22 protein-coding genes are annotated in these 25,147 nt (G+C 71.1%); 12 read left to right on the forward strand and 10 right to left on the reverse strand.

Annotation, left to right across the window (positions count from 1 at the left end; translation table 11 throughout):
- The first annotated feature begins 80 nt into the window (after window positions 1–80).
- From ABD747_RS16070 to ABD747_RS16080, 3 genes are all read left to right on the forward strand, one after another.
- Entirely contained in the window at window positions 81–2,756 is a 2,676-nt protein-coding gene (locus tag ABD747_RS16070; protein WP_344806338.1) for a helix-turn-helix transcriptional regulator, read from the forward strand.
- Between the two features lie 64 nt (window positions 2,757–2,820).
- Complete coding sequence (locus ABD747_RS16075) at window positions 2,821–2,955, forward strand: hypothetical protein (RefSeq protein ID WP_344806340.1); 135 nt, start codon at window positions 2,821–2,823, stop codon at window positions 2,953–2,955.
- Window positions 2,956–3,287: 332 nt separating this feature from the next.
- Window positions 3,288–3,572, forward strand: coding sequence for an antibiotic biosynthesis monooxygenase family protein (locus tag ABD747_RS16080; protein ID WP_344806342.1), 285 nt, complete (start codon window positions 3,288–3,290; stop codon window positions 3,570–3,572).
- A gap of 22 nt (window positions 3,573–3,594) precedes the next feature.
- Here the strand turns inward: ABD747_RS16080 and ABD747_RS16085 are convergent, their stop codons facing one another.
- The 6 genes from ABD747_RS16085 to ABD747_RS16110 all read right to left on the reverse strand — a co-directional run bounded on the left by ABD747_RS16085 (window position 3,595) and on the right by ABD747_RS16110 (window position 10,423).
- Complete coding sequence (locus ABD747_RS16085; protein ID WP_344806344.1) at window positions 3,595–3,942, reverse strand: hypothetical protein; 348 nt, start codon at window positions 3,940–3,942, stop codon at window positions 3,595–3,597.
- A gap of 49 nt (window positions 3,943–3,991) precedes the next feature.
- A complete protein-coding gene (locus ABD747_RS16090) occupies window positions 3,992–4,831 on the reverse strand; it encodes a hypothetical protein (RefSeq protein WP_344806346.1) in 840 nt (279 codons plus the stop codon).
- Window positions 4,832–4,881: 50 nt separating this feature from the next.
- A complete protein-coding gene (locus ABD747_RS16095; protein WP_344806348.1) occupies window positions 4,882–7,056 on the reverse strand; it encodes a hypothetical protein in 2,175 nt (724 codons plus the stop codon).
- Between the two features lie 140 nt (window positions 7,057–7,196).
- Window positions 7,197–7,655, reverse strand: coding sequence for a type II toxin-antitoxin system PemK/MazF family toxin (locus ABD747_RS16100; protein WP_344806350.1), 459 nt, complete (start codon window positions 7,653–7,655; stop codon window positions 7,197–7,199).
- Between the two features lie 33 nt (window positions 7,656–7,688).
- Window positions 7,689–9,224, reverse strand: coding sequence for an acyl-CoA carboxylase subunit beta (locus ABD747_RS16105; RefSeq protein WP_344806352.1), 1,536 nt, complete (start codon window positions 9,222–9,224; stop codon window positions 7,689–7,691).
- A gap of 32 nt (window positions 9,225–9,256) precedes the next feature.
- Window positions 9,257–10,423 carry an acyl-CoA dehydrogenase family protein gene (locus ABD747_RS16110; RefSeq protein ID WP_344806354.1) on the reverse strand — a complete coding sequence of 389 codons (1,167 nt, stop codon included), beginning with the start codon at window positions 10,421–10,423 and terminating at the stop codon, window positions 9,257–9,259.
- An 85-nt stretch (window positions 10,424–10,508) separates the two neighbouring features.
- Here ABD747_RS16110 and ABD747_RS16115 point away from each other — a divergent pair, with 85 nt between their 5' ends.
- Window positions 10,509–10,898: a MerR family transcriptional regulator gene (locus ABD747_RS16115; protein WP_344806356.1), complete on the forward strand. Its 390-nt coding sequence runs from the start codon at window positions 10,509–10,511 to the stop codon at window positions 10,896–10,898.
- A gap of 27 nt (window positions 10,899–10,925) precedes the next feature.
- On the opposite strand, the gene ABD747_RS16120 is transcribed toward ABD747_RS16115, so the two are convergent.
- On the reverse strand, window positions 10,926–11,507 hold the full coding sequence (locus tag ABD747_RS16120) for a DinB family protein (RefSeq protein WP_344806358.1): 582 nt from the start codon (window positions 11,505–11,507) through the stop codon (window positions 10,926–10,928).
- A 576-nt stretch (window positions 11,508–12,083) separates the two neighbouring features.
- On the opposite strand from ABD747_RS16120, the gene ABD747_RS16125 reads away from it, so the two are divergent.
- From ABD747_RS16125 to ABD747_RS16140, 4 genes are all read left to right on the forward strand, one after another.
- Window positions 12,084–13,871: a threonine/serine exporter family protein gene (locus ABD747_RS16125; protein WP_344806360.1), complete on the forward strand. Its 1,788-nt coding sequence runs from the start codon at window positions 12,084–12,086 to the stop codon at window positions 13,869–13,871.
- Window positions 13,872–13,970: 99 nt separating this feature from the next.
- Window positions 13,971–15,752 carry an acetyl/propionyl/methylcrotonyl-CoA carboxylase subunit alpha gene (locus ABD747_RS16130; RefSeq protein WP_344806361.1) on the forward strand — a complete coding sequence of 594 codons (1,782 nt, stop codon included), beginning with the start codon at window positions 13,971–13,973 and terminating at the stop codon, window positions 15,750–15,752.
- A 97-nt stretch (window positions 15,753–15,849) separates the two neighbouring features.
- Window positions 15,850–16,668, forward strand: a complete 819-nt coding sequence (locus ABD747_RS16135) for a hypothetical protein (protein ID WP_344806362.1) — start codon at window positions 15,850–15,852, stop codon at window positions 16,666–16,668.
- Between the two features lie 216 nt (window positions 16,669–16,884).
- Entirely contained in the window at window positions 16,885–17,472 is a 588-nt protein-coding gene (locus ABD747_RS16140; protein ID WP_344806363.1) for an HdeD family acid-resistance protein, read from the forward strand.
- 15 nt (window positions 17,473–17,487) lie between these two features.
- Here ABD747_RS16140 and ABD747_RS16145 read toward each other — a convergent pair whose 3' ends face one another.
- A complete protein-coding gene (locus tag ABD747_RS16145) occupies window positions 17,488–18,339 on the reverse strand; it encodes an NAD-dependent protein deacetylase (protein WP_344806364.1) in 852 nt (283 codons plus the stop codon).
- Window positions 18,340–18,438: 99 nt separating this feature from the next.
- On the opposite strand from ABD747_RS16145, the gene ABD747_RS16150 reads away from it, so the two are divergent.
- Window positions 18,439–18,759, forward strand: a complete 321-nt coding sequence (locus tag ABD747_RS16150) for a putative quinol monooxygenase (protein ID WP_344806365.1) — start codon at window positions 18,439–18,441, stop codon at window positions 18,757–18,759.
- A gap of 186 nt (window positions 18,760–18,945) precedes the next feature.
- Here ABD747_RS16150 and ABD747_RS16155 read toward each other — a convergent pair whose 3' ends face one another.
- Entirely contained in the window at window positions 18,946–20,358 is a 1,413-nt protein-coding gene (locus ABD747_RS16155; RefSeq protein ID WP_344806366.1) for an NAD(P)H-quinone dehydrogenase, read from the reverse strand.
- Window positions 20,359–20,435: 77 nt separating this feature from the next.
- Between ABD747_RS16155 and ABD747_RS16160 the strand changes: the two genes are divergently transcribed.
- Window positions 20,436–20,876: a gamma-glutamylcyclotransferase family protein gene (locus ABD747_RS16160; protein WP_344806367.1), complete on the forward strand. Its 441-nt coding sequence runs from the start codon at window positions 20,436–20,438 to the stop codon at window positions 20,874–20,876.
- A gap of 81 nt (window positions 20,877–20,957) precedes the next feature.
- On the opposite strand, the gene ABD747_RS16165 is transcribed toward ABD747_RS16160, so the two are convergent.
- The gene (locus tag ABD747_RS16165; protein WP_344806368.1) at window positions 20,958–22,112 is read right to left on the reverse strand and encodes an ROK family transcriptional regulator; all 1,155 of its coding nucleotides are present in this window, start codon (window positions 22,110–22,112) and stop codon (window positions 20,958–20,960) included.
- Between the two features lie 176 nt (window positions 22,113–22,288).
- On the opposite strand from ABD747_RS16165, the gene ABD747_RS16170 reads away from it, so the two are divergent.
- Window positions 22,289–24,169: a hypothetical protein gene (locus ABD747_RS16170; RefSeq protein ID WP_344806370.1), complete on the forward strand. Its 1,881-nt coding sequence runs from the start codon at window positions 22,289–22,291 to the stop codon at window positions 24,167–24,169.
- A 149-nt stretch (window positions 24,170–24,318) separates the two neighbouring features.
- Window positions 24,319–25,116: a purine-nucleoside phosphorylase gene (locus ABD747_RS16175; RefSeq protein ID WP_344806372.1), complete on the forward strand. Its 798-nt coding sequence runs from the start codon at window positions 24,319–24,321 to the stop codon at window positions 25,114–25,116.
- The last annotated feature ends 31 nt before the right edge of the window (window positions 25,117–25,147 follow it).

Consider the following 25,147-nt stretch of genomic DNA (forward strand, 5'->3'; position numbering starts at 1 on the left):
GCCAAGGTGCGGAACAAAGCCGAAGCAGCGCCCCGGATGGCTCGCAGGACGAGGCAGGATCGGGGCTGACGGTGTCGACCGTGATCGACAGGCCTGCCGTCCTGGCCGGACGCGATGCGGAACTGGCAACTCTTCACCGTGCACTGGAGGCGGCCAGATCGGGCACGCCCCAAGTCGTCGTCATCGAGGCCGAGGCCGGTATGGGCAAATCCACCCTGGCCGAGGCATTCCTCGCCGACGCAGCGGGCATAGGTGAAGCGCTGTGGCTGCGCTGCGACGAGTTCGAGCAGCATGTCGCCTACGGCGCCGCCGGAATCCTGCTCGACGATCCATGGCTCTCGACCTCGTCCGATGTGGAGGTCGGCCGGGCCATTCTCGACCGGTTGGGGCGGGCCCGAACAACTGCCGGACAGGTGACCGCCCTCGCGATCGACGACGCACAGTGGATGGACCGGCCCTCTGCCTGGGCGGTGCGCTTCGCCCTTCGACGGCTACGTTCCGACCCCGTCCTGTCCATCATCGTCGTCAGACCGGGATCGGCGGACTTCGGCGAGCACCTGACCACAGAGCCAGCCGCAACTCACCTCGTCCGGCCCGGACCGCTGACGGCGGCCGCAGTCCGCCAGCTTGCGGCGAGCCTCAGGTCATGGTCGGTGCCGCCCGGGGCAATCGACCGGCTCGTCAGTCGCACCGGCGGCGTGCCTCTGCTCGTCAACGCAGTTCTCGTCGGCGCGTCCGATCCGACCCAGCTCGAGTCGGACGCCCACCTACCCCCGTCCACAGCCGCTGCCGCCAGCCACCTCCTCGCGGCGGTCGATCCGCCGACTCGTCGACTGGTCGAGGCCTGCGCTGTCCTGGCCGAGCCGAGCGACCTGCTCGTCGTCGGTGAGATGTCCGAAGTGGACGAGCCGGCCGCGGCCGTGTCGATCGCCGCCCGCGCCGGCTTGCTCCGGGTGACCCCATCCGGAGCAGTCCACTGCGCTCACGCCCTGCTGCGCGAGGCGATCTACGCAGACCTGTCCCCGTCGAGGCGCCGGCAGTTCCACGCCAGGGCCGCGCAGGCGACTACCGGCAACCGCCGGCTCGCGCATCTGGTCTATGCCGCGGACCGGCCCGATCCCGTACTGACCGAACAGTTGATCAGCGCTGCCGAGACCGCCCGCTCGTCGCTGCAGTACGGCATCGCGGCGACCCACCGGCTCCAGGCCCGTTCCATCGCCGCAGATCCGGCCGCCCGGGAGAATCTTCTCCTGCGTGCGTTGATCGAGTGCGTCGAGGCGCTCGAACTCGATCGTGCGGCTGCGCTGGGCCCTGCGGCCGAAGAATCCGCACCGACCGCGTTACGGAACCTTGCTCTCGGTCTGCTGGCCAGGGAGACCGGCCGGATCGGTGAGGCGAAGACGCTGCTGCGAACCGCATTGACGATGGCCAAGGCGAGCGGTGAGACGACGTTGCGGCAGCGCGCCGCCCTCGAAGCGGCCATCCTGTACGTCCGCATCGACGAGGCGGAAGCCGCTGTCGCTGTCCTGCAGGACGCCGAGAACGCTCAGGATCCCGAGCTGGGCGGCGATGCTGCGACAACCAGAGGTATCGCGCTCTGGCAGAGCGGCGACGTCCGTGCGGCCCTGGCCTCCCTGCACGACGTGCCCCGTACCCCAGACGGCGCGTCGTGGGAAGCCGACCTGCTCGCCGTCCGGGGCATGGTGCACTGGCACGCCGGGCACTTGGAGGAAGCGCTGAGAGATCTGGACGCAGCGATCGGACTGATCCACCTCTGGCGGCCGTCGACCAACCAGAGCCGCATCCACGTCCTGCGCTCGGCCACCCGCTACAGCCTCGGCGACTGGGACGGCGCTGCCATCGACGCCGCGGCGGCGTGCGCACTGGCGGAAGCGGGCGCTCAGACCTGGAGCGCAGCGCTCGCTCACGCACTGTCGGTAGACGTACCGGCGGCCCGGGGTCAGTGGCAGGCGGCCGCAGAACACCTCGCCCTCGCCAAGGCCGGGCTGGCCGACATACCGTCGGTCCAGGTCCGGCTGACCGTGGCCCACCACGAGACCAAGCTCGCGCTGGCTCGTCGAGACTGGGATCGGGTCGTCGCCATCTGTGCCCCACTCGGCACCGCAGACTTCATGCGGAGCGTGTCCTGGACGCGGGCGGAGCGGTGGATCATGCCCGCCTGGATCCAGGCCTGCCTGGCGCTGGGCCAGCCGTCCACCGCGCGCGCGGCCCTGGAGGTCTACGAGGGGGCGATCGCCGACCGGCCGGACGGACCCAGCCCGAGCCGACTCGGCTGGCTACGCGGACTGCTGGCCGAGTCCGACGGCGAGCCCAGGACAGCACGCGAGCTCTACGCCGACGACCTCGACGACCCGATGACCGGACTCGTCCCATTCGTCCGCGCAGAACTGCTGCACACCATGGGGTGCCTCGAACACGCCCTCGGCAACCGGCACGACGCGATCAGCCACCTCGCCCGAGCCCGGGACGAATTCGCCCGGCTTCGCGCCGCACCGCAGCTGGAGCGCTGCACTGCTGAACTGGTCGCCTGCGGACTCCGATCTCCCGCACCGAACCCACTGGTCCTGAGCGAACGGGAAGAGGACGTCGCGGCCCTCGTGGCTCGCGGGTACACCAACAAGGAAGTCGGCGTGGCGCTGTATCTGACGCCGAAAGGGGTCGAGTATCACCTGCGCAACATCTACGCCAAGCTGGGAATCAAGCGTCGGCAGCAACTGCGGCAACTGCGGGGTTAGCCCGTACGACTGCTGGCGGCGACCTCGAGCCGGACCAGGCCGCGTCACAGCTCGCCGCCGTCGGATGGTGCTCCACCTTGCCGCCGAGGACGGTGGCGACATAGGTCCGGCACTCGTCGAGCTGCTCCAGCGCCCGGCCGACGGCGCCGCGTTCCCGCGATATCAGTACAGCTCGACGGCTCGCCGTATCCCGCTGTAACGATGTGCGACGGCACGCCGACCGTATTACGCGCAATCTGCGCAGTTGCACGGCTCAGCAGATACCCAGACCAGAGGCGGAGGCCGCGATCGAGGCGCTACTCGTCACCCACGAGGACAGCGCTCTCCGGCGCACGGTGCAGCCCGTCCTCGACCGCCGCCACCCCAACCCACCGAGACCCGATCGACAGCGCACCTCGGTCGGGATCCCCGATGGACTGCACGGCCGCGCTCTGGATGGCCTCGGGGTCGCGTCCACCGGAGAGCTCCACCGAAGCCGGGTCGGCGCGCCCCTGCGCAGAGCCGGCCGGTCGGCGACCCTAGGATCGCGGCATGGTCCTCGAGGTCGCCCAGTTCGACGTGACGGATGCCGACGCGTTCCTGACCGCCTATCGCGGTGCCCGCGAGGTGCTGTCCAGCACGTCGGGGTGCCGGAGTGTGCGGATGACCCGCGGGATCGAGAGCCCGCTGCGGTTCACTCTGCTGGTCGAGTGGGACTCCGTCGCCGCCCACGAGGAGAACTTCCGCGGCACCGAACGCTTCGTGCAGTGGCGGGGCGCGATCGGCCCGTACTTCGCCGCACCACCCCAGGTCGAGCACTTCGAGGACGTCGACTGAGCCACCGTGCCGGCCGCGATCATCAGCCGATCCGGCTCAACCGGTCGGTCGGAGTGTCGACCGTGTATCGCGGGGAGTCGTGGCTGACGAAACCATACGGCGCCTCCACCAGCAGCAGCCGGTCCGGATACGCCGCGATGATCTTGACCACCACGTCGGCACCGTCGTCGCGGCGGTAGCTCCACGACTCGGCGAGGCTGGCCAGGCCCCGCGCCCGAAGCACGTCGACGGCGGTGGCCCAGCCGCCGGGCTCGGCCAACGGCCCACCGAACAGCGTCACCGGGGTGATGCCGTCCGCGCCAGAGAGCAGCCGACCGATCAGCTCGCCGTCGCCGGCGCGGTACACATTCGCTCGTCGGGTCGTGGTCATTCCTCCACCCCAGCGGATCCGCAGGGCGGTCGCAACCGAGTTGTCGGGGTCAGTCGGCGCAGATCCGCACCGGGTCGCCGCGCCGGACCCCCGGCACCCCGTCCAGCAGGTCGTACGCCCGGCGGCTGAGATACAGCATTGCCGCGCCATGCGGATGCCGGGAGACCGCATCCGCGTCGCCGACCGCGCCCCGGGGCATCCAGAAGAAGCCGTCGAGGCTGCCGTGCGCGGTGCCACAGACCGGGCAGAAGGGGTCGCCCTCGATCCGGGTGTGCCGCGGGCAGGGGGTGAGGACGACGGTGCCCGCGCGGATTGCCGCCGCCCGCCTCGACACCCGCCCGTCCGGGTGCAGCACGGGCTCGCGCTCGAGGCCGCGGATCCCCGCCGCTTCGAACCGGTCCAGCAACCGGGCCGACAGCAGCAGCCCGCCGGTCGGCAGGTTCGCCACCTCCCAACCGCGCGGACCGGGCCGGGAGCCGTCGGCCGCGCGGCCGTCGAGCAGGGTGGGATCGATCCGCAGCGGCTCGCTCACCCGGACATCGAAGGCGTCGTGGTGCCCGCAGCGCGGACACGGTGGATCCGGTGTCAGAGCCCGGTCGGCGTCCAGGACGAACGGCGGGTCGAGGGTGAGGTCCACACCGAAGACGCCGATCAGGTCGGCCTCGGCGTAGTCCTCGTCGTCGTACACGGTCCGCGCCGACCGCAGCGGCTCGACGCGGAGCGCCGCCAACTCGTCGGACAAGGCATCGGCCACCTCCGCCGATTCGGTGTCGGCCAGCCACATCACGTCGCCGACCGGAGTGATCGTCGCTCGGCGGCTCCAGCCCCGCACGACATCGCCGATCCGGCGCCAGGAATCCTCGTCGCGACCGTCACGTGGGATGGCCACCGACCAGATCCGCCGCACGACGTGTCTCCTGACTGCTCGCGAAACTCTTCCTACAGTCTGGCTGCCGAGTACGCGATTCCCGCGCCGTACGCCGCCGGCGGGATGCCCGGATCGGTCTGGGTGTGGACGAGCAGGTAGTAGGAGGTCATCACCGCGATGAACGCGGCCTTGTCACCCGGATTCGCCCGGAGGTGGGCGATGAAGGCCGTCGCCGGGGCGTTCGCCGGCAACGTGAAGCCTCGGGCGGCGGCGAAGGCGGCCATGTCGATGTGCAGCTCCGGATGGATCACGTGCAAGTGGATGTCGTGCCGTACGTCCATCAGCGGCTGGTCGGGCGCGCCACCGACGTACTTCGGCCAGGAGTGGTGTCCGTGGATCGGCTGCGGACCGGGGTCGAGCTTGCCGTTCCAGTCGAGGATGCCGCCCAGGAAGCGCAGGTTCCAACGGAACGGCTTGGGAGTGCGCTTGCGGCGTCGGCGGGCCCGCTCGCGCGGCCGGTCGCGCGGAATGGGCCGCGGCCGTGCCTTCAGCAGCTCGCGGATGACCAGATAGAGCAGCACCAGGAACGCGATGATGAACGCGGCGACCGCAAGCCACCACAAGATCACCCCGATCTCGATGCCGATCACGATCGGAATGGCGACGGCGGCCGCCGCGACGGGCGGCGACGCCATCCCGGCCGCCGACTTCAGTTGTCCGGTGGTGAACGGCTCCAGCGGCGCGCCGATCGACTGGTCACCGCTGGGCGTGCCGCCGGTGAGGAACTCCCGGATCCGGCTGACCACCGAGCGGAGCAGGGAGCGGGCGGCGTCGAGCACGGAGCGGGCGACGTCGGCCAGCGCCCGCACCGGCGCCCGGACCAGGTCGAGCACCGTAGCGGCGATGCTCCGCAGCCCCTCCGCGACCCGGGTTGCGTAGCCTCGGACCAGTTCCAGTGCCTGCCGGACGACAGCGGTCACCGCCTCGCGGGCGCGGCCGAACAGGTCTGCGACGAAGCTGCCGATCCGCTGGGCGACGGAGGCGATGCCGGCCCGCAGCCGGCCGACGTACTCCCCGGCCGAGGCCAGCGTGCGCGAGACGATCCCGCCCTGCGCCGCCGCGGTCTGCTGAACGGTGGCGGCGTTCTCGGCCCGAACCGCGGCGACCTCGGCCACGTCGGTGGCCGGATCCGGGCCCACGTCGAGATTGGCATGGCCGTCGGTCCGGTTGGCCTCGATCCGGGCCACCGCCTCCCGCTCGGTGGCGCTGAGATGTCCCGCTGAGGTGCCGAACAGCTGCCGGACGGCCGACGAGGCGGCGCTCCAGGCCGACCGCAGGCCGTTCGTGACGGTCTGCACGACCAGGCGCAGCGCTGCGGCGATGGCGGCGATGCCGCGGTCGATCATGGATCGGACCTTGTCGCCGATCTTTCGGATGGCACCCTGGGCCGCCCGCGCCACCCGTTCGATCAGGCCGGCCGTCTCGCCGACGATGGACGCCAGGAACCCGGTGACCCCGGAGATCGCCGACCGGACCCGTCCGGCCACCCGCTCGGCGGCACCGAGGATCCAGGTCCGGATCCGGCCGACGCCGGGCAGGTTCGGAATCGGCAGGCCGCGAGCCAGTGACAGCACCCCGGACGCGATCCGACCGACCGTGTTGTCGACCAGCCCCCTCGCCGCGCTTGCCCCGGAACGGATCCGGGCGGCGGCGCCGGCGGCGAGTCCCGCGGCATTCGCGGCGATGCCGGTCACCGTCCCGATCACCGTGCCCGCCGTTCCGCGGAGCCATCCGGAGACCCGCTCGATGCCGCCCTCGACGGCGGCTCCGGCCCGCCCTATCGCCGCGCCGAAGCCGGCGTCCACGGCCTGCCCGGTCTGCGCCTGCTGGGCGAGCAACGCCGCGCGACGGCCCTGGGACGCGTCCCGGACGGCGGCGATCGAGGCGTCGGAGTCGGCGTCGATCGCGTCGGCGTGCTCGGCGATCGGGTCGGGCACCGAGATCGGCGCCGTGTCGCCGTCGGAGACGTCTGCGCCCGCTCCGCCACCGTCCCCCGAGGGTGCGGCCGGCGGCGCCACCACCCGCTGGACGGCTGCGTTGCCCGCCGCCCGCTGCAACGACAGGAGGTAGCCGTCCATGCCGGCCGGAGCGGATGCCCCCAGCGACGAAGCCCCGGGCCGGTGCGGGTCGCGCTGAGCTCCGGCCTCGGGCCGCTCGGTCGCGACCGCCCGCGCTGTCTGCGCCACCGGCTACTCCTCGGTCGGGTTCGTCAGGGGGCTCCTCCCCAGGATGAAGCCGTGACGAGACCCCGCGTAGGCCGAACTCACCCACGATCGTGCAGTGTTCGCTGCCCTTGCGGGCAAGCGTTCCCGAGCGAGCTCGCAGGTCAGGTTCGTCGCGACCGCTGCACCCGCTGGGCCTGCTCGACCACGAGCAGATAGGTGGCCCGATCCAGCGCCGCTCCCTCGCGGCGGACCGCACCGATCGGCAGCCGCAGCAGCCGGTCCAACCGGACCTCGCTCGGCCGGCCCTTGCGGTCCCATGGGCCGGACCCGACATCCATCCAGTAGCGGCCCCACCGTGCCTCGTCGGCGGCGTCACGGTGGTGGTCCTTGCTGGTCAGCATCAGCGCCCGGACCTCGTCGCGCTGGATCGTCAGCACCAGCACCGGACGGTCCTTGCCCCGGCCGTCGTTCTCGTCGAACGGCACCCAGGCCCAGACCACCTCACCCGGATCCGGCTTGCCGTCGCGCCGGGGCGCGTACTCGGACCAGGCCGGTTCGGACACCGGGGCGGCGGCCCGGCGGGGACGCAGCAGCCGACGCAGTCGGGAGATCAGGGCCACGGGGCCATTCTCACCGAGCCCGGGCGGGTTCGCTCAGACCGGGGGGATGCCGTGCCGCCGGTCGCTGAAGTGCCGGTCGCGCGTCGCCGCGGCCGCGAACCGGCTGACCAGCTCGCCGCGCAGCTCACCGGGTGTGATCACCGCGTCGATCACCAGCTCACCGGCCAGCCGGAGGATGTCGATGTCGGCCTCGTACTCCGTCCGCAGCTTCGCGACGTAGGCCTCCCGCTCTCCGTCGTCGGCGATGGCCGCGATCTTGTTCGCATAGACGGCGTTGATCGCCGCCTCCGGCCCCATCACCGCGATCTTGGCGCTCGGCAGCGCCAGGCAGGCGTCCGGGCCGAAGCCGGGACCGCACATCGCATACAGGCCGGCGCCGTACGCCTTGCGGACGATCACCGAGATCCGCGGCACCGTCGTCTCGGCCACCGCGGTGATCATCTTCGCCCCGTGCCGGATGATCCCCTGCCGCTCGACCGCGCTGCCGATCATGAAGCCCGGCACGTCGGCGAGATAGAGCAGCGGCAGGTTGTAGGCGTCGCACTGCCAGATGAAGCGGGCCGCCTTGTCCGCCGAGTCGACGAACAGCACCCCGCCCCGGACCGCCGGCTGGTTCGCGATCACGCCGATCGGATTGCCTTCCAGGACGGCGAACCCGGTCACCAGCTCGGGGGCGAACAACGGCTTCAGCTCCAGGAACGAGTCCGCGTCGACCAGCGCATCGATCACCGTCTTGATGTCGTAGCCGGCCGTCTCGTCGGCCGGCACCAGATCGTCGGTGAAGTCACGGGTCGGTTCGCCCGCCGCGTACGTCGGTGGCGCGCTCCGCCAGTTCCCCGGCAGATAAGAGAAGTAGTGCTTGGCCTGCTCGATCGCGTCGGTGTCGTCGACCGCCAGCTGATCACCGCAACCGGAGACCTCGGCGTGCATCCGGGCGCCGCCCATCTCCTCCAGGGTGACCCGCTCGCCGACCACCATCTCCGCCATCCGGGGCGAGCCGAGATACATCGATGCATTGCCCTCGACCATGATCACGACGTCGCAGAAGGACGGGATGTAGGCCCCGCCGGCCGCGCTCGGCCCGAACAGGCAGCAGATCTGGGGCACCTTGCCGGACAGCGCCACCTGGTTGCGGAAGATCCGGCCGGCGCCGCGCCGGCCGGGGAACAGCTCCACCTGATCGGTGATCCGGGCGCCGGCGGAGTCGACGAACCAGAAGATCGGCAGCTCACTCGACAGCGCGACCTCGGTGATCCGGATGATCTTCTCCACCGTCCGGGCGCCCCAGGACCCGGCCTTGACGCTCGGATCGTTGGCCACCACCAGAGCCGGCCGCCCGTCCACCAGACCGCGACCGGTGACCACGCCGTCGGCCGGCAGGTTCCCGGCGGCCGCATTGGCGAGCTGACCGTCCTCGACGAACGTGCCGGCGTCGAACAGCAACCCGATCCGGTCGCGGACGTACAGCTTGCCCTGGCTCGCCAGCTTCGCGGCGGCCGCTTCGCCGGGGGCGAGCGTGCGGACCCGCGCGGCGGCCACCTCGGCCGTGTGCAGCGTCTCCTCGCCCACGGACGGCTCCTTCCTCTCCCCCAGGGCGGACGCTACTCGACCGGCAATCCGAGGCCGCGGGCGATCAGCAGGCGCTGGACCTCCGAGGTCCCCTCGCCGATCTCCAGCACCTTCGCGTCGCGATAGAAGCGGGCGACCGGATATTCCTCCATGAACCCGTAGCCGCCGAAGACCTGCGTCGCGATCCGAGCGGCGCTCACCGCGTGCTCGGTGCTGACCAGCTTGGCGATGCTCGCGGCCCGGGCGATCGCGGCTGGATCCACGCCGTCGTCCTTCATCGCGGCCGCGGAGTAGACCAGCAGGTGGGCCGTGTGGGCCATCGCGTCCAGGTCGGCGATCTGGAAGGCGACGGCCTGCTTGCGACCGATCGGGACGCCGAAGGAGGTCCGCTCCAGCGCGTAGTCCCGAGCGAGATCGCGGCAGGCGCGGATGGAGCCGAGGGCGAGCGCGGCGATGGCGATCCGGCCGTCGTCGAGGGTGGCCAGGAACTGGGCGTAACCCCTGCCGCGGGTGCCGAGCAGCGCCTCGGGCCCGACCCGCACGTCGGTCAGGGTCAGTGGATGGGTGTCGGAGGCGTGCCAACCGAGCTTGCGATAGGCCGGCTCGGCGACGAAACCCGGGGTGCCGGTGGGCACGATCAGGGCGGAGATCTCGGGCTTGCCCGATTCGCGCACGCCGGTCCGGGCGGTGACCGTCACGATCGAAGTGATGTCGGTGCCGGAGTTGGTGATGAACTGCTTGGCGCCGTTGATCACCCAGTCCTCGCCGTCGCGGCGCGCGGTCGTGGCCAAGCCGCCGGCGTCGGAGCCCGAGCCCGGCTCGGTCAATCCGAACGCGGCCAGCGCGCGGCCGGCCAGCAGGTCGGGCAGCCAGCGCTCCTTCTGCTCCGGCGTGCCGTAGCCGGCGATCGGGTTGCTGCCGAGGCCCACGGCGGCCTCCAGCGTGATGCCGAGCGACTGGTCGACCCGGCCGACCTCCTCGATCGCGATGCACAGGCTGGTGAAGTCGCCCGCGCCGCCGTACTCCTCCGGGCCGCTCAGGCCGAACAGGCCGAGCCCGGCCATCGCCTTGACCGCGTCGAGCGGCAGCTCGTGCAGGCTGTTCCAGTGGGCGACGTGCGGGGCGAGCTCAGCGGCGGCGAACTCGCGGACTACTGCGCGAAAGTCCTCGTGTTCCTCGCTCAGCGCGAATCCGCTCATCGGGCCCCCTCGTCGTCGACCGGCTATTGAACCGCAGCATACCTTACGTTTACGTAAGCGTCATCCTGATCTAGGATCGTTCTCCGTGACGCGGACGTGGTCGATCGGTGAGCTGGCGGACGAGTTCGACACCACCCTGCGCACTATCCGGCACTACGAGGAGCTCGGCCTGCTGGCCCCCACCCGGAACGGGCAGCAGCGGGTCTACACCGAGCGGGACCGGGTCCGGCTGCGGCTGATCCTGCGCGGCAAGCGGCTCGGATTCACGCTGGACGAGGTCGCGCACATCATCAACCTGTACGACGATCCGCCGGGCGAGTCCGGCCAGCTGGAGTTCCTGCTCGGCGAGATCGACCGGCGGCGCTCCGACCTGCTGCAGCGACGGGCCGACCTGGACGCAGTGCTCGACGAGCTCGACGACCTGGACCGCCGCTGCCGAGCCGACCTCGCCGCGCTGGGCGGACGTACCTCCTGACCTCGGCCGGTCCGCCGAGGTCTGGCCTCAGTCCTCGGGTTCCGCCGGGTCCTCGGGGTCCGGGGCGATGATGGCGGCGGCGTCCTGCTGGCCGGTGACGTCGTAGAGATGGTGGACGACGTCGTGCAGGAAGTACTGCGCGAGCGTCTCCACCGTGAACACGGCACCGTCGGAGCGCCGGCCGGTCCGCTCCAGCTGGTCCGGCCGGACGCTCTGCAGTCGCTCGGCGAAGGCCTCGGCCTCCTCCTCCAGCTCATCGGCCACCTGCTCCGGATCCTGCTCCCGGTAGCGCTCGGCGAGCGCCGTCTGGTCCTGGTCCCAGTTGGCGAACACCGGATCGTCCTCGGTCAGCATCAGCGCAAGCCGGGTGTCGAACATCCGGTAGACATCGCGGACGTGGGCGCCGTACTCCAACGGCGACCAGACACCGGGTTCGGGGCGGACGTTCACCGCCGGGCTGGCGGTCAGGATCTGGACCCACTCCCCGGCGGCCAGCTCCGCCCTGACCGCAACCTCCTCGAACGGGATCTCCCCCGCCGCGAGACCGCACTCATCGCAGCGCCGGGTCAGCGTCCAGGTCCAGTCCTTGCTGTCGGGCTCGGGCTCCATGACGCTCAGACTAGTGGCGCGCCTCTCGGCGGGAAGATGTCGCACTTCGGGCGCTCGAACCGCGTTCGCGGCCGGCTCGGCCACCGGCGGACGATCGAGCGCCCGAAATGCGTCAGTCGCCGCCGCCGCCCCGCCGTTGTCCACAGCTCGATCCACGAGCTGTGGAGAAGGCGGCCGTTTCGGTGCACGACACACACCATGTCGGTGGACAACCCGGTGGACGCAGAACTCTCAGGATTTCCTTGCTCCCAAGGGCTTGCGGCGGCGGGCCCGATGAGGGAAGACTCGGCGTCGAGCGCTCCCCGGAGTGCTCGATCGATCGGATCAGAGATCCATTCGGCGAGGCGACTCGCCGCAGCAGTCGGTGACGGACTGATGGGATGCTCGGTGCGGTAGATCGGCCGGAGACGTCACTTCACTCCAGCCACACCGTGGGCCTTCTTCCACTCATACTGGAAGAAGGCCCACACCCATGTCCGGCCTGGTTCACCGGCCAGCCCGCCGGTTCCCCGCGGTGGCCGCCCGAACCGTCACGGCACTCCCGAACCGTCATGACACTGGTGTTCGATGGGACCCGTGAAGACCCGCACCCGGCTCACCGGACCGGCCGTCGTACGCCGGCTGGGCACGATCTCGGCGGGTCTTGCCACGGTGCTCGGCGGGCTGGCCCTGCTGATCGCGCTCGGCTCGGGGCTGCCGGCGTCCGCACACGCCCCGACACCCGGCGAGGGCGGGCCGACGGCGGCCTCCCAGAGCGCGACCGACGAGCCCACCGAGCCGACGCAGACACCGACCAGCCCGGACGCCACCGGCACGAGCACCGACGAGCCGACCGAGAAACCGACCGGACCGATGACCTCCGCCATCCGTCCCACCGAGCCGAGCACGCCGACACCGACGCCGACGGCAACCCCGAGCCGGGCCACCCCGACCCCCAAGCCGAGCGCGAGCACCACCACGGCCACCGTGCAGCGCCCGGCCACCCCGCCCGCCAGTGCCGACAGCGACGTGCCGGTCTGGTCGGTGATCATCGCGCTGGCCGTGCTGGCCTTCGCGGTGCCGATCCTGGTCGCACTCGGCCGGGCCGCACCCGAGTCGTCGGAGTCGGACACCACCATCCGGCCCGATGCCGACGGCGAGGCGCTCGCCCTGATGAGCGAGGCCGGCGAGGCGATGATCGACTCGGGCTACGACGTGGTGTCGGTCCAGGCGGCGATGGACGACATCGCCTTCGCCAACGGGTTGCGGCACGCCGAGTCGATCGCGCTACCGACGGTGATCATGGTGTCGGCGCGCGTCCGCGGCCAGGTGCGTACGTCGGTGGTCGCGACCGGCACCCAGAGCCTGCGGCTGCACCAGATCGAGGAGATCGACGACGTGGTCACCGCGGCGCGGCGCGGTCTCGCCACGACGAAGGAGGGCATCGACCGGATCGCCAAGATCAGGGCGATGCCACCGCCGTACCCGCCTCCGGTCCAGCTGGTCGGCCAGATCCTCACCTCGGCGGCCCTGGCCGTGCTGCTGGGCGGGTCCCTGCTCGGCATCGGCATCGCGGCGCTGCTCGGCTCCTTCGTCGGCGCCCTGGGTCTGGCCGGCGCCCGGCTGCCGGCCCGCTACCAGGTCCTCGTCACCGTGACCGCGGCGTTCGTGGTCGGACTGTCGGTGTTCCTGCTGTCCCGGACCAACCTCGACTTCGGCGTACTGCCCTGCCTGATCGCCCCGCTCGCGCTCCTCCTACCCGGTGCCCAGCTGACCACGTCGATGATCGAGCTGGCCACCAACCAGATGATCTCCGGCGCGGGCCGGCTGGCGGCCGGCGCCATGCAGCTGGTGCTGCTGGCGCTCGGCATCGTCGCCGCTGCCGCCCTGGTGGGCATCCCGACGCTCGACCTGAGCCGCGCGTACAGCCCGCTCGGCCCGATCGGCCCCTGGATCGCCGTCGCCGTGTTCGGCCTGGGCGTGGTCTTGAACCGGGCCGCCCGGGCCCGGTCGCTCGGCTGGATCCTGCTGGTGCTCTATGTCGCCTACGGTGCCCAGGTCCTCGGCAACCTGTTCTTCGGCGGGGTACTGTCCGCCTTCGTCGGCGCGGCCGCCATGACCCCGGTCGCCGCCCTCGTCGCCCGCCAGCGCACCGGCCCGCCGGCGATGGTCAGCTTCACCCCGGCCTTCTGGCTGCTGGTTCCCGGCGCGCTCGGGCTGGTCGGGGTGACGACCATCCTGGACGGTGACTCCAGCGGCCTGACCACCGTGCTCACCACGGCCTCCACGATGATCGCGATCGCCCTCGGGGTGCTGGTCGGCTGGGCGATCACCGGCGTCTTCCGGCGGATCCGGGAGCGCCGCCGGATGATGGTCCCGCCCTAGCGCACGGCGCGCCCGCGAGGCACCGGCACGGCGGGCCCGCCAGGCACTGCCGCAGCGGTAGCTAGAGTGCAACCGGAGGGCTCGACGAGGAGGAACCGGGTGGCCATCAGCAAGGTGCTCGTCGCGAACCGGGGCGAGATCGCCGTCCGGATCATCCGCGCGGCCGCCGACGCGGGGCTGGCCAGCGTGGCGATCTATGCCGACGCCGACGCCGACGGGCTGTTCGTCCGGCTGGCCGACGAGGCGTACGCCCTGAGCGGTGCCACGCCGGCCGAGAGCTACCTCGATATCGCCAAGATCGTCGCCGTCGCCGCGGCCAGCGGTGCGGACGCCGTCCACCCGGGCTACGGCTTCCTGGCCGAGAACGCGGCCTTCGCCCAGGCCGTGATCGACGCCGACCTGACCTGGATCGGCCCGCCCCCGGCCGCGATCGACGCGCTCGGCGACAAGGTCAAGGCGCGGCACATCGCGGAAAAGGTCGGCGCTCCGCTGGTGCCCGGCACGCCCGATCCGGTCGCGGACGCGGACGAGGTGGTCGCGTTCGCCGAGGAGCACGGCCTGCCGATCGCGATCAAGGCGGCGTACGGCGGCGGCGGCCGGGGCCTCAAGGTCGCCCGCACCATGGCCGAGATCCCGGACCTGTTCGAGTCGGCCACCCGCGAAGCGGTCGCCGCGTTCGGCCGCGGCGAGTGCTTCGTCGAGCGCTATCTCGACCGGCCGCGGCACGTCGAGACGCAGTGCCTGGCCGACACCCACGGCACCGTTGTGGTGGTCTCGACCCGGGACTGCTCGCTGCAGCGGCGGCACCAGAAGCTGGTCGAAGAGGCACCCGCGCCCTTCCTGTCCGCTGCTCAGATGGACAGGTTGTACGCGGCGTCGAAGGCCATCCTGCTCGAGGCGGGCTACGTCGGCGCCGGCACCTGCGAGTTCCTGGTCGGCCCGGACGGCACCATCTCCTTCCTCGAGGTCAATACCCGGCTGCAGGTCGAGCACCCGGTCTCGGAGGAGGTCACCGGCCTCGACCTGGTCCGGGAGATGTTCCGGATCGCCGACGGGCAGCCATTGGGCTACGACGACCCGCCGATGCGGGGACACTCGATCGAGTTTCGGATCAACGCCGAGGACGCGGGCCGCAACTTCATGCCCGCACCGGGCACCCTGGCGGTCTGGCGCCCGCCGGGCGGCCCGGGCGTGCGGGTCGACGACGGCTACCTGGCCGGGATGACCGTGCCGGGCAGCTTCGACTCCCTGATCGCCAAGATCATCGTTACCGGCGCCGACCGGGAGCAGGCCCTGGCGCGCTCCCGGCGAGCGCTGCGCGAGCTGGAGGTCGACGGCATGCCGACCGTCGTGCCGTTCCACCGGGCCGTGCTGGCCGACCCGGCGTTCGTCGCCGCCGACGGGCGCTTCGGGGTGCACACCCGGTGGATCGAGACCGAGTTCGACGGCGAGATCGAGCCGTACGCCGGCACGCCCGCCGACGCGCCGGAGGAGGTGGAGAAGACCCGGGTCGTGGTCGAGGTGAACGGCAAGCGGCTCGAGGTGGTGCTGCCGGCCGGGCTCGGCGCCGGCGTCGGGGGCGGGAACGGAGCAGGGGGCCCGGGCCGGGCCCGCAAGCCCCAGCGGCGCAGTGGCGGCCGGGCCGGGGCGAGCGCGCCGTCCGGCGACGCGCTCACCTCGCCGATGCAGGGCACGATCGTCAAGGTGGCCGTCTCCGACGGAGACGTGGTCGAGGCCGGCGACCTGGTCGTCGTGCTGGAGGCGATGAAGATGGAACAGCCGCTGAACGCCCACCGCGGCGGCAAGATCACCGGCCTGGCAGCGTCGCCGGGTCAGACGGTGACCAGCGGGTCGACCCTGTGCGAGATCGTCGATCCATGATCAACCCGGTTCGGCGTCAGCGAACCGGGCTAAAAGTGACCTAAAAACTGCCCATGGGCACAGCGAGTGCACAGATCCTCGGGGGAGACTGAAAGCCATGCCCGAACTGCTCGTCCTGCTGCTGATCCTGATCGTGGTCGGCGGCGGTGTCGCGCTCTATCGCCGGCACGCGATCGCCCAACGCGACGCGGCCGAGCGGCGTGAGCTCGAGACGCAGCTGACCACCTCCAAGCGTGCGGCCGACGAGGACGTGACGAAGTTCGGCGAGGAACTCCAGCGACTGGACGTCGACGTCGCCGGGCATCCGCTCGACGAGGCCATGAACCAGGACTACCAGCGCGCGCTGGACGCGTACGACAATGCCAAGACCAGCCTCGACGCGGTCACCCGGCCCGAGGAGATCAAGCACGTCACCGAGATCCTCGAGGACGGCCGCTATGCGGTGGCCTGCGTCAAGGCCCGGGTGCGGGGAGAGCCGCTGCCGGCCAAGCGACCGCCATGCTTCTTCAACCCGGCACACGGCCCCTCCTCGCAGGACGTCGAGTGGGCGCCCCCGGGCGGGGTGCCCCGCTCGGTGCCCGCCTGCCCCGCCGACGCCGAGCGGGTGCTGGCCGGCGCCGACCCCTACATCCGGACGGTCCAGGTCGGCGCCCAACGGGTGCCGTACTGGGAAGGCGGCCAGGCGTACGCACCGTGGGCGCAGGGCTACTACAGCCGCTGGCGCGGCAGCGACCTGCTCACCGGCGCGCTGATCGGCAGCTTCCTGTTCGGCGGCGCCGGCGGGTTGTTCGACGGGATCGGCGACGGCGTCGGCGACCTGATGGGCGGCATCGGCGAGGGCATCGGTGGCGTCGGCGAGGGCCTCGGCGACATCGGCTCCGGCATCGGCGACATGTTCGGCGACCTGTTCGACTAGATCGGGCTCGTTCGCGCTGACGGCGCTCAGTGACCGACCCTTCACCGGAAACTGTCCCTTCGGAAACTGTGCAGAACCGGCAAGCTGAATCGATTCATAACTGCCGGAACCGGCCACTTTCCTGCGCGGGGCGGTTGAAACACAGAAGATCGCGGAAGGGTTACGCACCGCGCGCCGCCGGGCGCGACCAGGCCCCGGAGCGGCAGGATGGGCGCCATGAGTGAACCCGTCGTCTATGTCTCCGAGGAGTTCAGCAAGACCGCGCGGCACGCCTGGATCTGGCAGATCGTCCGCGGCGCGCTGGCCATCATCTTCGGCATCCTCGCCCTGTTCTGGCCGCTGCAGACAGCGGTCGCCCTGGCGCTCCTGGTCGGCATCTTCGCGCTGGTCGACGGCATCGTCGACATCGTGGACGCGATCCGGTTCCGCGGCTCCCCCGGCGTCGGTCTCCGGGTTTTCCTGGGCATCGTCAGCCTGCTGTTCGGCGCGCTGGTGCTGTTCTGGCCGCAGATCTCGCTGGCCGTGCTGGCCGTGCTGGTGGCCATCTGGGCCATCCTGATCGGCGCGCTGCAGATCATCGCCAACATCAGCCTGCGCAAGGAATCCGGCCGGAGCTGGGTCTGGGGGGTGGTCGCCGGCGCCATCGGGGTGATCTTCGGCATCGTCGTGCTGATCACACCGAAGGCCGGAGTGATCACGCTGATCTGGCTGCTCGGCATCTGGGCGATCGTCTTCGGCATCATCTTGATCGTGCTCGGCCTGCAGCTGCGCAAGGCGGCGTCGGTGGCGATCGTCGCGCCCTGACCCCGGGACCGACGTTCAACCGTCGGTCAGCGCCACGCGCAACTCGGTCAGCGTTTCCGAGCATCCCGCGTCCAGCTTGATCGTCGCCAGCTCGTCGCCGCGGGTCGGGCCGCGATTCACGATCACCACGTCGCGGCCGCGCTTGACCTGGTGGCGGACGAACCGCAGTCCGGACATCACCGTCAGCGACGAGCCGACGACCACCAGTACGTCCGCCGGCTCGACCAGCGCGTACGCCGCCTCGACCCGCGGCTTCGGTACGTTCTCGCCGAAGAACACCACATCCGGCTTCAGCCGGCCGCCGCAGCCCAGACAGGTCGCCAGCACGAAGTCGTGCCAGTCGTGCACCACCGCGTCGCCGTCGGGTCGCAGCTGCCCGTGGTCCGGCGCGGCGACCTCTCCCAGTCCGGGGTTGAGTCGCGCCAGCCTCGATTGCAGAGCGGTCCGCGGCGTCCGCCTACCGCAGTCGAGGCAGATCACCATGGCGATGTCGCCGTGCAACTCGACTACGTCCCGGCTGCCGGCCGCACGGTGCAGCCCGTCGACGTTTTGGGTCACGATGCCGGCCAGCCCGAACGGCTCCAGCGCGGCCAGCGCGCGGTGCCCGTCGTTCGGCCGGGCGGTGCCGATCCGGCGCCAGCCGACGTACGAGCGGGCCCAGTAGCGCCGCTGCGCGAGCTCGGACCCGACGAACTCCCCGTACTGCATCGGGGTCGCCCGGACCGACGTCGGTCCGCGATAGTCCGGGATCCCGCTGTCGGTCGAGACGCCGGCGCCGCTGAGCACGGTCCACCGGCGGCCCCGCAACATGGCCACGAGCCGGTCAACGTCGACGCCGGACTCGGCGGTCAGCGAACCGTTCGGCACCCGGCCATGGTAGTTCGGCGTTCCGGGCGACCCCGGCGACGATCCGGCCCGCAGGACTAGCCTGGGCCACGTTGCCGATCAGCTGCGGGCGGAGGACGGATGTACTTCATCGTGGTCAAGTTCCCGGTCAAGCCGGAGTGGACCGACAAGTGGATCGACCTGGTCACCCCGTTCACCCAGGCCACCCGGCAGGAGCCGGGGAACCTGTGGTTCGAGTGGTCGCAAAGCGTCGAGGACCCGAACGAGTTCGTCCTGGTCGAGGCGTTCACCGACGACGGCGCCGGTCCGCACGTGAACAGCGACCACTTCAAGCAGGCGGTCCAGGACATGCCTCCAGCGCTGGCCGCGACCCCCAAGATCGTCAGCAGGCAGATCGACGGCGACTCCTGGGACGCCATGGGCGAGATGCGAGTCGACTGAGTCGACGCGATCTCCCGCAGCCAGCGGCCACCCATCCCGCCCACTTCGCGCGCCCAACCGCGACTTCGCGCGCCGTCGTGCGCGAGCGAAGGAGCACCAACCCGCGCGAAGTCGCGATCCGGGGTCGGGAGGGTTCGGGAGGGGGCCGCGACCGGGTCGGGTCGGCCTGGGCTGGCGCCGCCGTGGCTAGGCGCGGGTCAGCGCCTCACCGTGCAGGTGCAGTTGCCGCGCGGCCTCCGCGAGCGAGCCGGACACCGACGGATAGACCGTGAAGGAGGCCGCCACCTGGTCCACGGTGAGCCGCTGCGACACCGCGATGGCCAGCGGATAGATCAGTTCGCTCGCCCGCGGGGCAACGACCACTCCGCCGACGACGATACCCGTCACCGGAAGGCAGAAGACCTTGACGAAGCCGTCATGCAGCCCCTGCATCTTCGCCCGGGCATTGCCCTGCAGCGCGAGCTTGACCGTCGCCACCTTCGGCACCGCCACGTCCGCCTGGGCCTGGCTCATCCCCACCGTCGCGATCTCCGGTGCGGTGAACACGTTGCTGGAGACGATCTTCAGGTCCAGCGGCGCGACCGCGTCGCCCAGTGCGTGCCACATCGCGATCCGGCCCTGCATCGCGGCCACCGAGGCCAGCATCAGCACCCCGGTGCAGTCCCCCGCCGCATAGACGCCGCGGGCCGAGGTCCTGGACACCTTGTCGACGGTGATGAAACCGCCGCGATCCAGCTCGACACCGGCCTCCTCCAGGCCCATCCCGGCGGTGTTGGGGATCGACCCGACCGCCAGCAGGCAGTGCGAGCCGGTGACCTCGCGGCCGTCGGTCAGCCGGACGGTGACCACATCACCGTCGCGGGTGACCGACGCCGCCCGGGCCCGCGACATCACGGTCAGCCCGCGCCGGTCGAACACGTCCTCCAGCACCTGGGCGGCGTCCGCGTCCTCACCGGGCAGCACCCGGTCGCGGGACGAGACCAGCACGACCTCGGCGCCGAGCGCGTCGTACGCACTCGCGAACTCCGCCCCGGTCACGCCGGATCCGACCACGATCAGCTTCTCCGGCAGCTGATCGAGCGCGTACACCTGGGTCCAGGTCAGGATCCGCTCCCCGTCCGGTACGGCGTCGGGCAGGATCCGGGGGTGCGCGCCGGTCGCGATCAGCACCACGTCGGCGTCGAAGCCCTGCTCGCCGTCCTCGGTCTCGGCGATCACCCGCTCCCGGCCGTCCAGCCGTCCCCGGCCGCGGACGATCCGCACGCCCTGGCTCGCCAGCCGGCTCGCGATGTCGCCCGACTGCCGGTCGGCGAGATCGAGCACGCGACCGTTCACCGCCGCCAGGTCGACGTGCACGGCGTTCTCCGCGTCGCTGTCGCCGCGTGCCCCGAACCGGATGCCCAGTTCGTTCGACTCCCGGACGCCGGTCATCACCTCGGCGGTCGCGATCAACGTCTTGGACGGTACGCAGTCGGTCAGCACGGCCGAGCCACCGATGCCGTCGGTGTCGACCAGGGTCACCTCCCCGCCGAGCTGAGCGGCCACGAGGGCCGCCTCGTAGCCTCCGGGGCCTCCACCGACGATGACGACACGGGTCACCCGCCGCATTCTTGCACCGTGTCGTTACGGGTCGCGACGCCGACGCCCCGGGGCCGGTTCGCTATACGCTCGCTCTCGTGCTCTATGCCGCCTACGGGAGCAATCTCGACCCGCTGCAGATGTCGGCCCGCTGCCCCCACTCGCCGCTGCAGCAGACGGGTTGGCTGACCGGATGGCGGATCACGTTCGGCGGCGAGGGCTGGGACGGCGCGCTGCCGACGGTCGTCGAGGATCCCGACTCGCAGGTGTTCGTGGCGCTGTACGACATCACCGAGTCCGACGAGAGCGCCCTGGACAGCTGGGAGAGCGCGGACTCGGGGCTCTATCGCAAGGTGCGGGTGCGGATCGACACACTGGAGGGCGAGGCGGCTGCCTGGGTGTACGTCCTGGACGACTTCGAGGGCGGCACGCCGAGCGCCCGTACCCTCGGGCTGCTGGCCGACGCCGCCGAGGCCGCGGGCGCGCCCGGCGACTACGTCGCCGAACTGCGCAACCGCCCCTGCACCTCCGGCTGGTAGCTGATCTGTTCTCGCCGCCCGAGCCGGGAGGCAGCCGGTCACGACCGGGGGCCCGCGCCGGGCACCATCTGCGTTCTCGTGTCAGGCGGACGGCCGGACGAGGGTCTGAATGGCGAGCACGGCCGGCCCCTGGGCCCAGTCGGCCACGGTCAGGGCCGGATTGTGGATCTCGAGCTGACCGGCGTCGGGGTCACGTTCGATGCCGATCTGTGCTCGCATGGCGTCCCCGGCGACGGCGGCAAGGCGTCCACCTTCGCCGGTGACGATGATGCGGTAGCACATGGTGAGGTTGGCGACGGCGGCGACGAGCCGGCCGAGTGCGCGGCCGGACTGATCGGCGACGGCCCTCGCCGCGGGATCTCCGTCAGCGGCGAGGTCGAGCGCTTCGTCGCGGTTGACGGCACGCCGGATGGCCACGCTGGTCTGTGCGGCGATGGCATCGTCGGTGAGCATGGCCTGCGCGCAGCCGTGGTGGCCGGCCGGGCACACCGGTCCGGAATCGTTGAGGGGGAAGTGCTGGATCAGCCCGAGGCCGGCGTCCGGGCTCTCGATCAGCTCGCCGTGCATGACGATGCCCAGGCCGACGCCGACACCGAGGGTGATCACGGCGAACCGGTCCATCCCGCGACCGATACCGAACCAGGACTGGGCTCGGGTCAGGGCCATCACGTCGTTGTCGATCACGGTAGGGATCGCGGTCGCTCGGCGGACATCCGCGGCGAGGTCGACCGGCTCCGCCCAGTCGTAGAAGTGAGCGGATCGAACCCGGGCGTGGTGGTCGACCAGGCCGCCGAGACTCACGCCGACCCGGTAGGGATCCACCTGCTGGTCGGTCCGCAGGCGATCGATGACGTCTCCGACGGTGCCGACCACGCCGGCCGGGGTCGTGTCGTCGAGCCGGGCGACGGCGACGCCGAGAATGTCGGCGCGCATATTGGTGACGACGCCGTGTGCCTCGGTAGGTGTGAGGCGAACGCCGATGAAGTGGCCGGCGCCGGCGGCGATGCGGACGGGCCGGGTCGGGCGGCCCAGGGCACTCGTGCCCATGCCGTCGGTCTCCTCCAGCAGGCCGTCGGCCACCATCGGCGCCACCAGCCGGGTCAACGACGCGGGCGAGAGCCGGAGCCGCCGGGCGAGCTCACTGCGGGAGACAGGTCCGTGGAGCAGCACCTCCAGCGCGACGGTTCGCTCGGTGTCGCTCCGCACGTCCCACGGTGACAGGGAGGGGCTCGTCACTGCCGGAGTCTCCCACACCCTCTCCGTCGATCCCTCCCGCCTAGCCGGGCGGGACCCGGATACTTTCATTGAGGAAGTCTCGCACGGCAGATTGTGCCTCGCAAGGGAGCATTGACATGCGGGAGCTTCTGTTGTGAAACTAATGACACCCAGTCCCCCGCACACGGAGGTGCCCCATGGCCGTAAGTCGACGCGCATTCCTCGGAACATCCGGAGCCATCGGCGCCGGAACCCTTCTCGCCGGTCTCGGCGCGCAGTCCGCCGCCGCCGACCCGATCGCCGCCATCGGCAACCCCGTACCCCGCCCGGCCGCCAGGAACAGCCTGCGGATGCGAACCGGCCAGCCCGGATTGCAGTGGGTGACGTACGGCTACAACCTGCCCAACAACGCGAACATCCCCGAGGACGTCTGGAAGAAGAACCTCGACTGGGTGATCCGCGAGTTCGCTCCGTACGGCTACGACACGATCTGCACCGACGGTTGGATCGAGTCCAGCCAACGCGTCGACAAGAACGGCTACATCGTCTCCCAGAACGACGAGTGGACCCACGACTTCCCGTACTGGATCAACTACCTCGCCGGCCACGGCATGAAGCTGTCGATCTACTACAACCCGTTCTGGATCACCGAGTCCGCCCGCCAGGACCGGTCGATCAAGGTCAAGGGCCGGCCCGACATCGCCGTGGCCGACCTGACCGCGGACTGGGATCCGTTCACCAAGGACAAGATCTACTGGGTCGACCCGCACCGCGACGGCGCGAAGGAGTACGTCCAGGGCTACGTCGAGCACTTCAAGGCGATGGGGGTGCCTCGGCTGCGGGTCGACTTCCTGGCCTGGTTCGAGACCGGCTGGGATCAGAACCTCGGCGTGGTGATGCGCGAGCACGGCCGGGAGTCCTACGAGATGCTGCTGGACTGGATCGACGAGGCCGCCGGGAAGGACATGGTCGTCTCGCTGGTCATGCCCAACATGGCCAACCACGGCGAACTCGAACGGTCCCGCGGCGACTCGTTCCGGATCAACGACGACGCCGACAAGGGCGGCTGGGGTCGGCTCAGCGGCGGCCGTCAGGACTGGCGGCCCTACTGGACCCAGTGGAGCAACCCGTTCACCGGACTCACCGGTTGGAGCGACGTCAACGGGCCCGGCCTGATCGGTCTCGACGCCGACTTCCTGATCGCGTCTTCCTACGCCAGCGACGACGAACGGCGGACCACCGTCGGGCTGTTCACCATCGCCGGCTCACCGATCTGCATCTCCGACACCGTCGACACCATCGGCGACAGCGCCTGGGTCTTCACCAACCCGGAGGTCATCGCCCTGAGCAAGGACGGCCTCGCCGGCAAGCCGCTGTTCAACAACAACCACGGCTACAACTGGGACACCGGCTCTCGCGACACCGAGCGCTGGATCGGTCAGCTCAGCGACGGATCGTGGATCGTCGGCCTGTTCAACCGCGGCGACGAGCCGAACACCCGGGCCATCGATTTCGCGAAGGACCTCGGCATCACCGACCAGGTCAAGGTGCGCGATCTGTGGGCCCGCAAGGACCTCGGCACGATGACCTCCTACTCCGCCGATCTCCCCACCCACGGCTCCGCACTGCTCAAGATCACCCCCACCGAGGGGCCGGTCCGCTACGACTCCACGGTCGCCGGCTGGTCACTCGGCGCCGTCTTCGACAACGAGACGGCCGGCTACTCCGGACGCGGCTACGCCACCAACCTCGACAAGACCGACGCGACCGTGTCCTTCGCCGTCACCGGTGGCGGCACCGGCGGGTCCCGCTCCATCCAGCTCCGTTACGCCACCGCCACCGGCCGCGCCGCGGACGTCTGGGTGACTGTCACGTCCGGCTCCAGGGTCGCCGGGACGGCCCGCTATCGGCTGCGCCTGCCCGGCACCGGCGGTGCCTGGAAGACGGCTCGAGTTCAGGTCGACCTCGTCAAGGGACGCAACCTCGTCAAGGTCGTCGGCATCGGTGCTACCGCCCCCGTCCACCTGGACTACCTCACCGTCGAAGGAGGCCCGTCGCCCAAGGTCGCCGGTCGCTGACGGCTGACCGCAACCGGGCCGGCCCCCTGCACCCGGTATCCGTCCGCGCACTCGCTCTCCCGGCTCGCTCTCCCGGCTGAAAGCCGCAGCAGGAGGGGACGGTCCGGTGGGGCGGGGACGGATCGGCGGTGCTGGATACAGTGCCAGCCATGGTCGATGCGTACGAACGTGCCGAAGAGGCCGCCGCCGCCCTGAGGACCCGGTTCGGAGTTGGGAGTGTGGACCTCGCGTTCGTGCTCGGCTCCGGCTGGTCGGCGGCCGCCGGCTCGCTCGGCACCGAGATCGGGCAGTGCCCGCTGGAGGAGCTGCCGCACTTCGCGGCCCCGGTGGTGCTCGGTCACGGCGGCCTGCTCCGGCTGGTCCGCACCAGCGGCGGCAAGGTGGCCGCGGTCTTCACCGGCCGCACGCACCTGTACGAGGGCCGCGGGGTCGAGCCCGTCGTGCACGGCGTCCGGACCGCGATCGCCGCCGGCGCGTCGATGATCGTGCTGACCAACGGCTGCGGCGGGCTGCGTCGCGAGTGGGGGCCGGGAACGCCGGTGCTGCTGTCCGACCACATCAACCTCTCCGGGGCGACTCCCCTGGTCGGCCCCCGGTTCATCGATCTCACCGCGGTTTATTCCCCGCGGTTGCGGGCGCTGGCCCGCGAGGTGGAGCCGGACCTGCCCGAGGGGGTGTACGTCCAGTTCCACGGGCCGCAGTTCGAGACCCCGGCGGAGGTCCGGATGGCCGGCGTGCTCGGCGGCGACCTGGTGGGGATGTCGACCACCGTCGAAGCGGTCGCCGCCCGCGAGCTCGACGCGGAGGTGCTCGGCATCTCGCTGGTCACCAACCTCGCCGCTGGGATCTCACCCGAGCCGCTGAACCACCACGAGGTGCTCGAGGCCGGCGCCGCGGCGGCGCCGCGGCTGACCGCGCTCCTGTCCGGTATTGCGGAGCGGCTGTGAAGGCTCGGAGTACGCGCGCTGAGGGCACGTT

This window comes from Microlunatus ginsengisoli, from assembly GCF_039537205.1.
GTDB lineage: Bacteria > Actinomycetota > Actinomycetes > Propionibacteriales > Propionibacteriaceae > Microlunatus > Microlunatus ginsengisoli.

Coding starts and splice junctions, on each gene's coding strand:
- ABD747_RS16075 (WP_344806340.1), top strand. CDS start 2,821: ATGGTGCTCCACCTTGCCGCCGAGGACGGTGGCGACATAGGTCCGGCA.
- ABD747_RS16080 (WP_344806342.1), top strand. CDS start 3,288: ATGGTCCTCGAGGTCGCCCAGTTCGACGTGACGGATGCCGACGCGTTC.
- ABD747_RS16085 (WP_344806344.1), bottom strand. CDS start 3,942: ATGACCACGACCCGACGAGCGAATGTGTACCGCGCCGGCGACGGCGAG.
- ABD747_RS16110 (WP_344806354.1), bottom strand. CDS start 10,423: ATGAGCGGATTCGCGCTGAGCGAGGAACACGAGGACTTTCGCGCAGTA.
- ABD747_RS16120 (WP_344806358.1), bottom strand. CDS start 11,507: ATGGAGCCCGAGCCCGACAGCAAGGACTGGACCTGGACGCTGACCCGG.
- ABD747_RS16135 (WP_344806362.1), top strand. CDS start 15,850: ATGCCCGAACTGCTCGTCCTGCTGCTGATCCTGATCGTGGTCGGCGGC.
- ABD747_RS16140 (WP_344806363.1), top strand. CDS start 16,885: ATGAGTGAACCCGTCGTCTATGTCTCCGAGGAGTTCAGCAAGACCGCG.
- ABD747_RS16150 (WP_344806365.1), top strand. CDS start 18,439: ATGTACTTCATCGTGGTCAAGTTCCCGGTCAAGCCGGAGTGGACCGAC.
- ABD747_RS16170 (WP_344806370.1), top strand. CDS start 22,289: ATGGCCGTAAGTCGACGCGCATTCCTCGGAACATCCGGAGCCATCGGC.
- ABD747_RS16175 (WP_344806372.1), top strand. CDS start 24,319: ATGGTCGATGCGTACGAACGTGCCGAAGAGGCCGCCGCCGCCCTGAGG.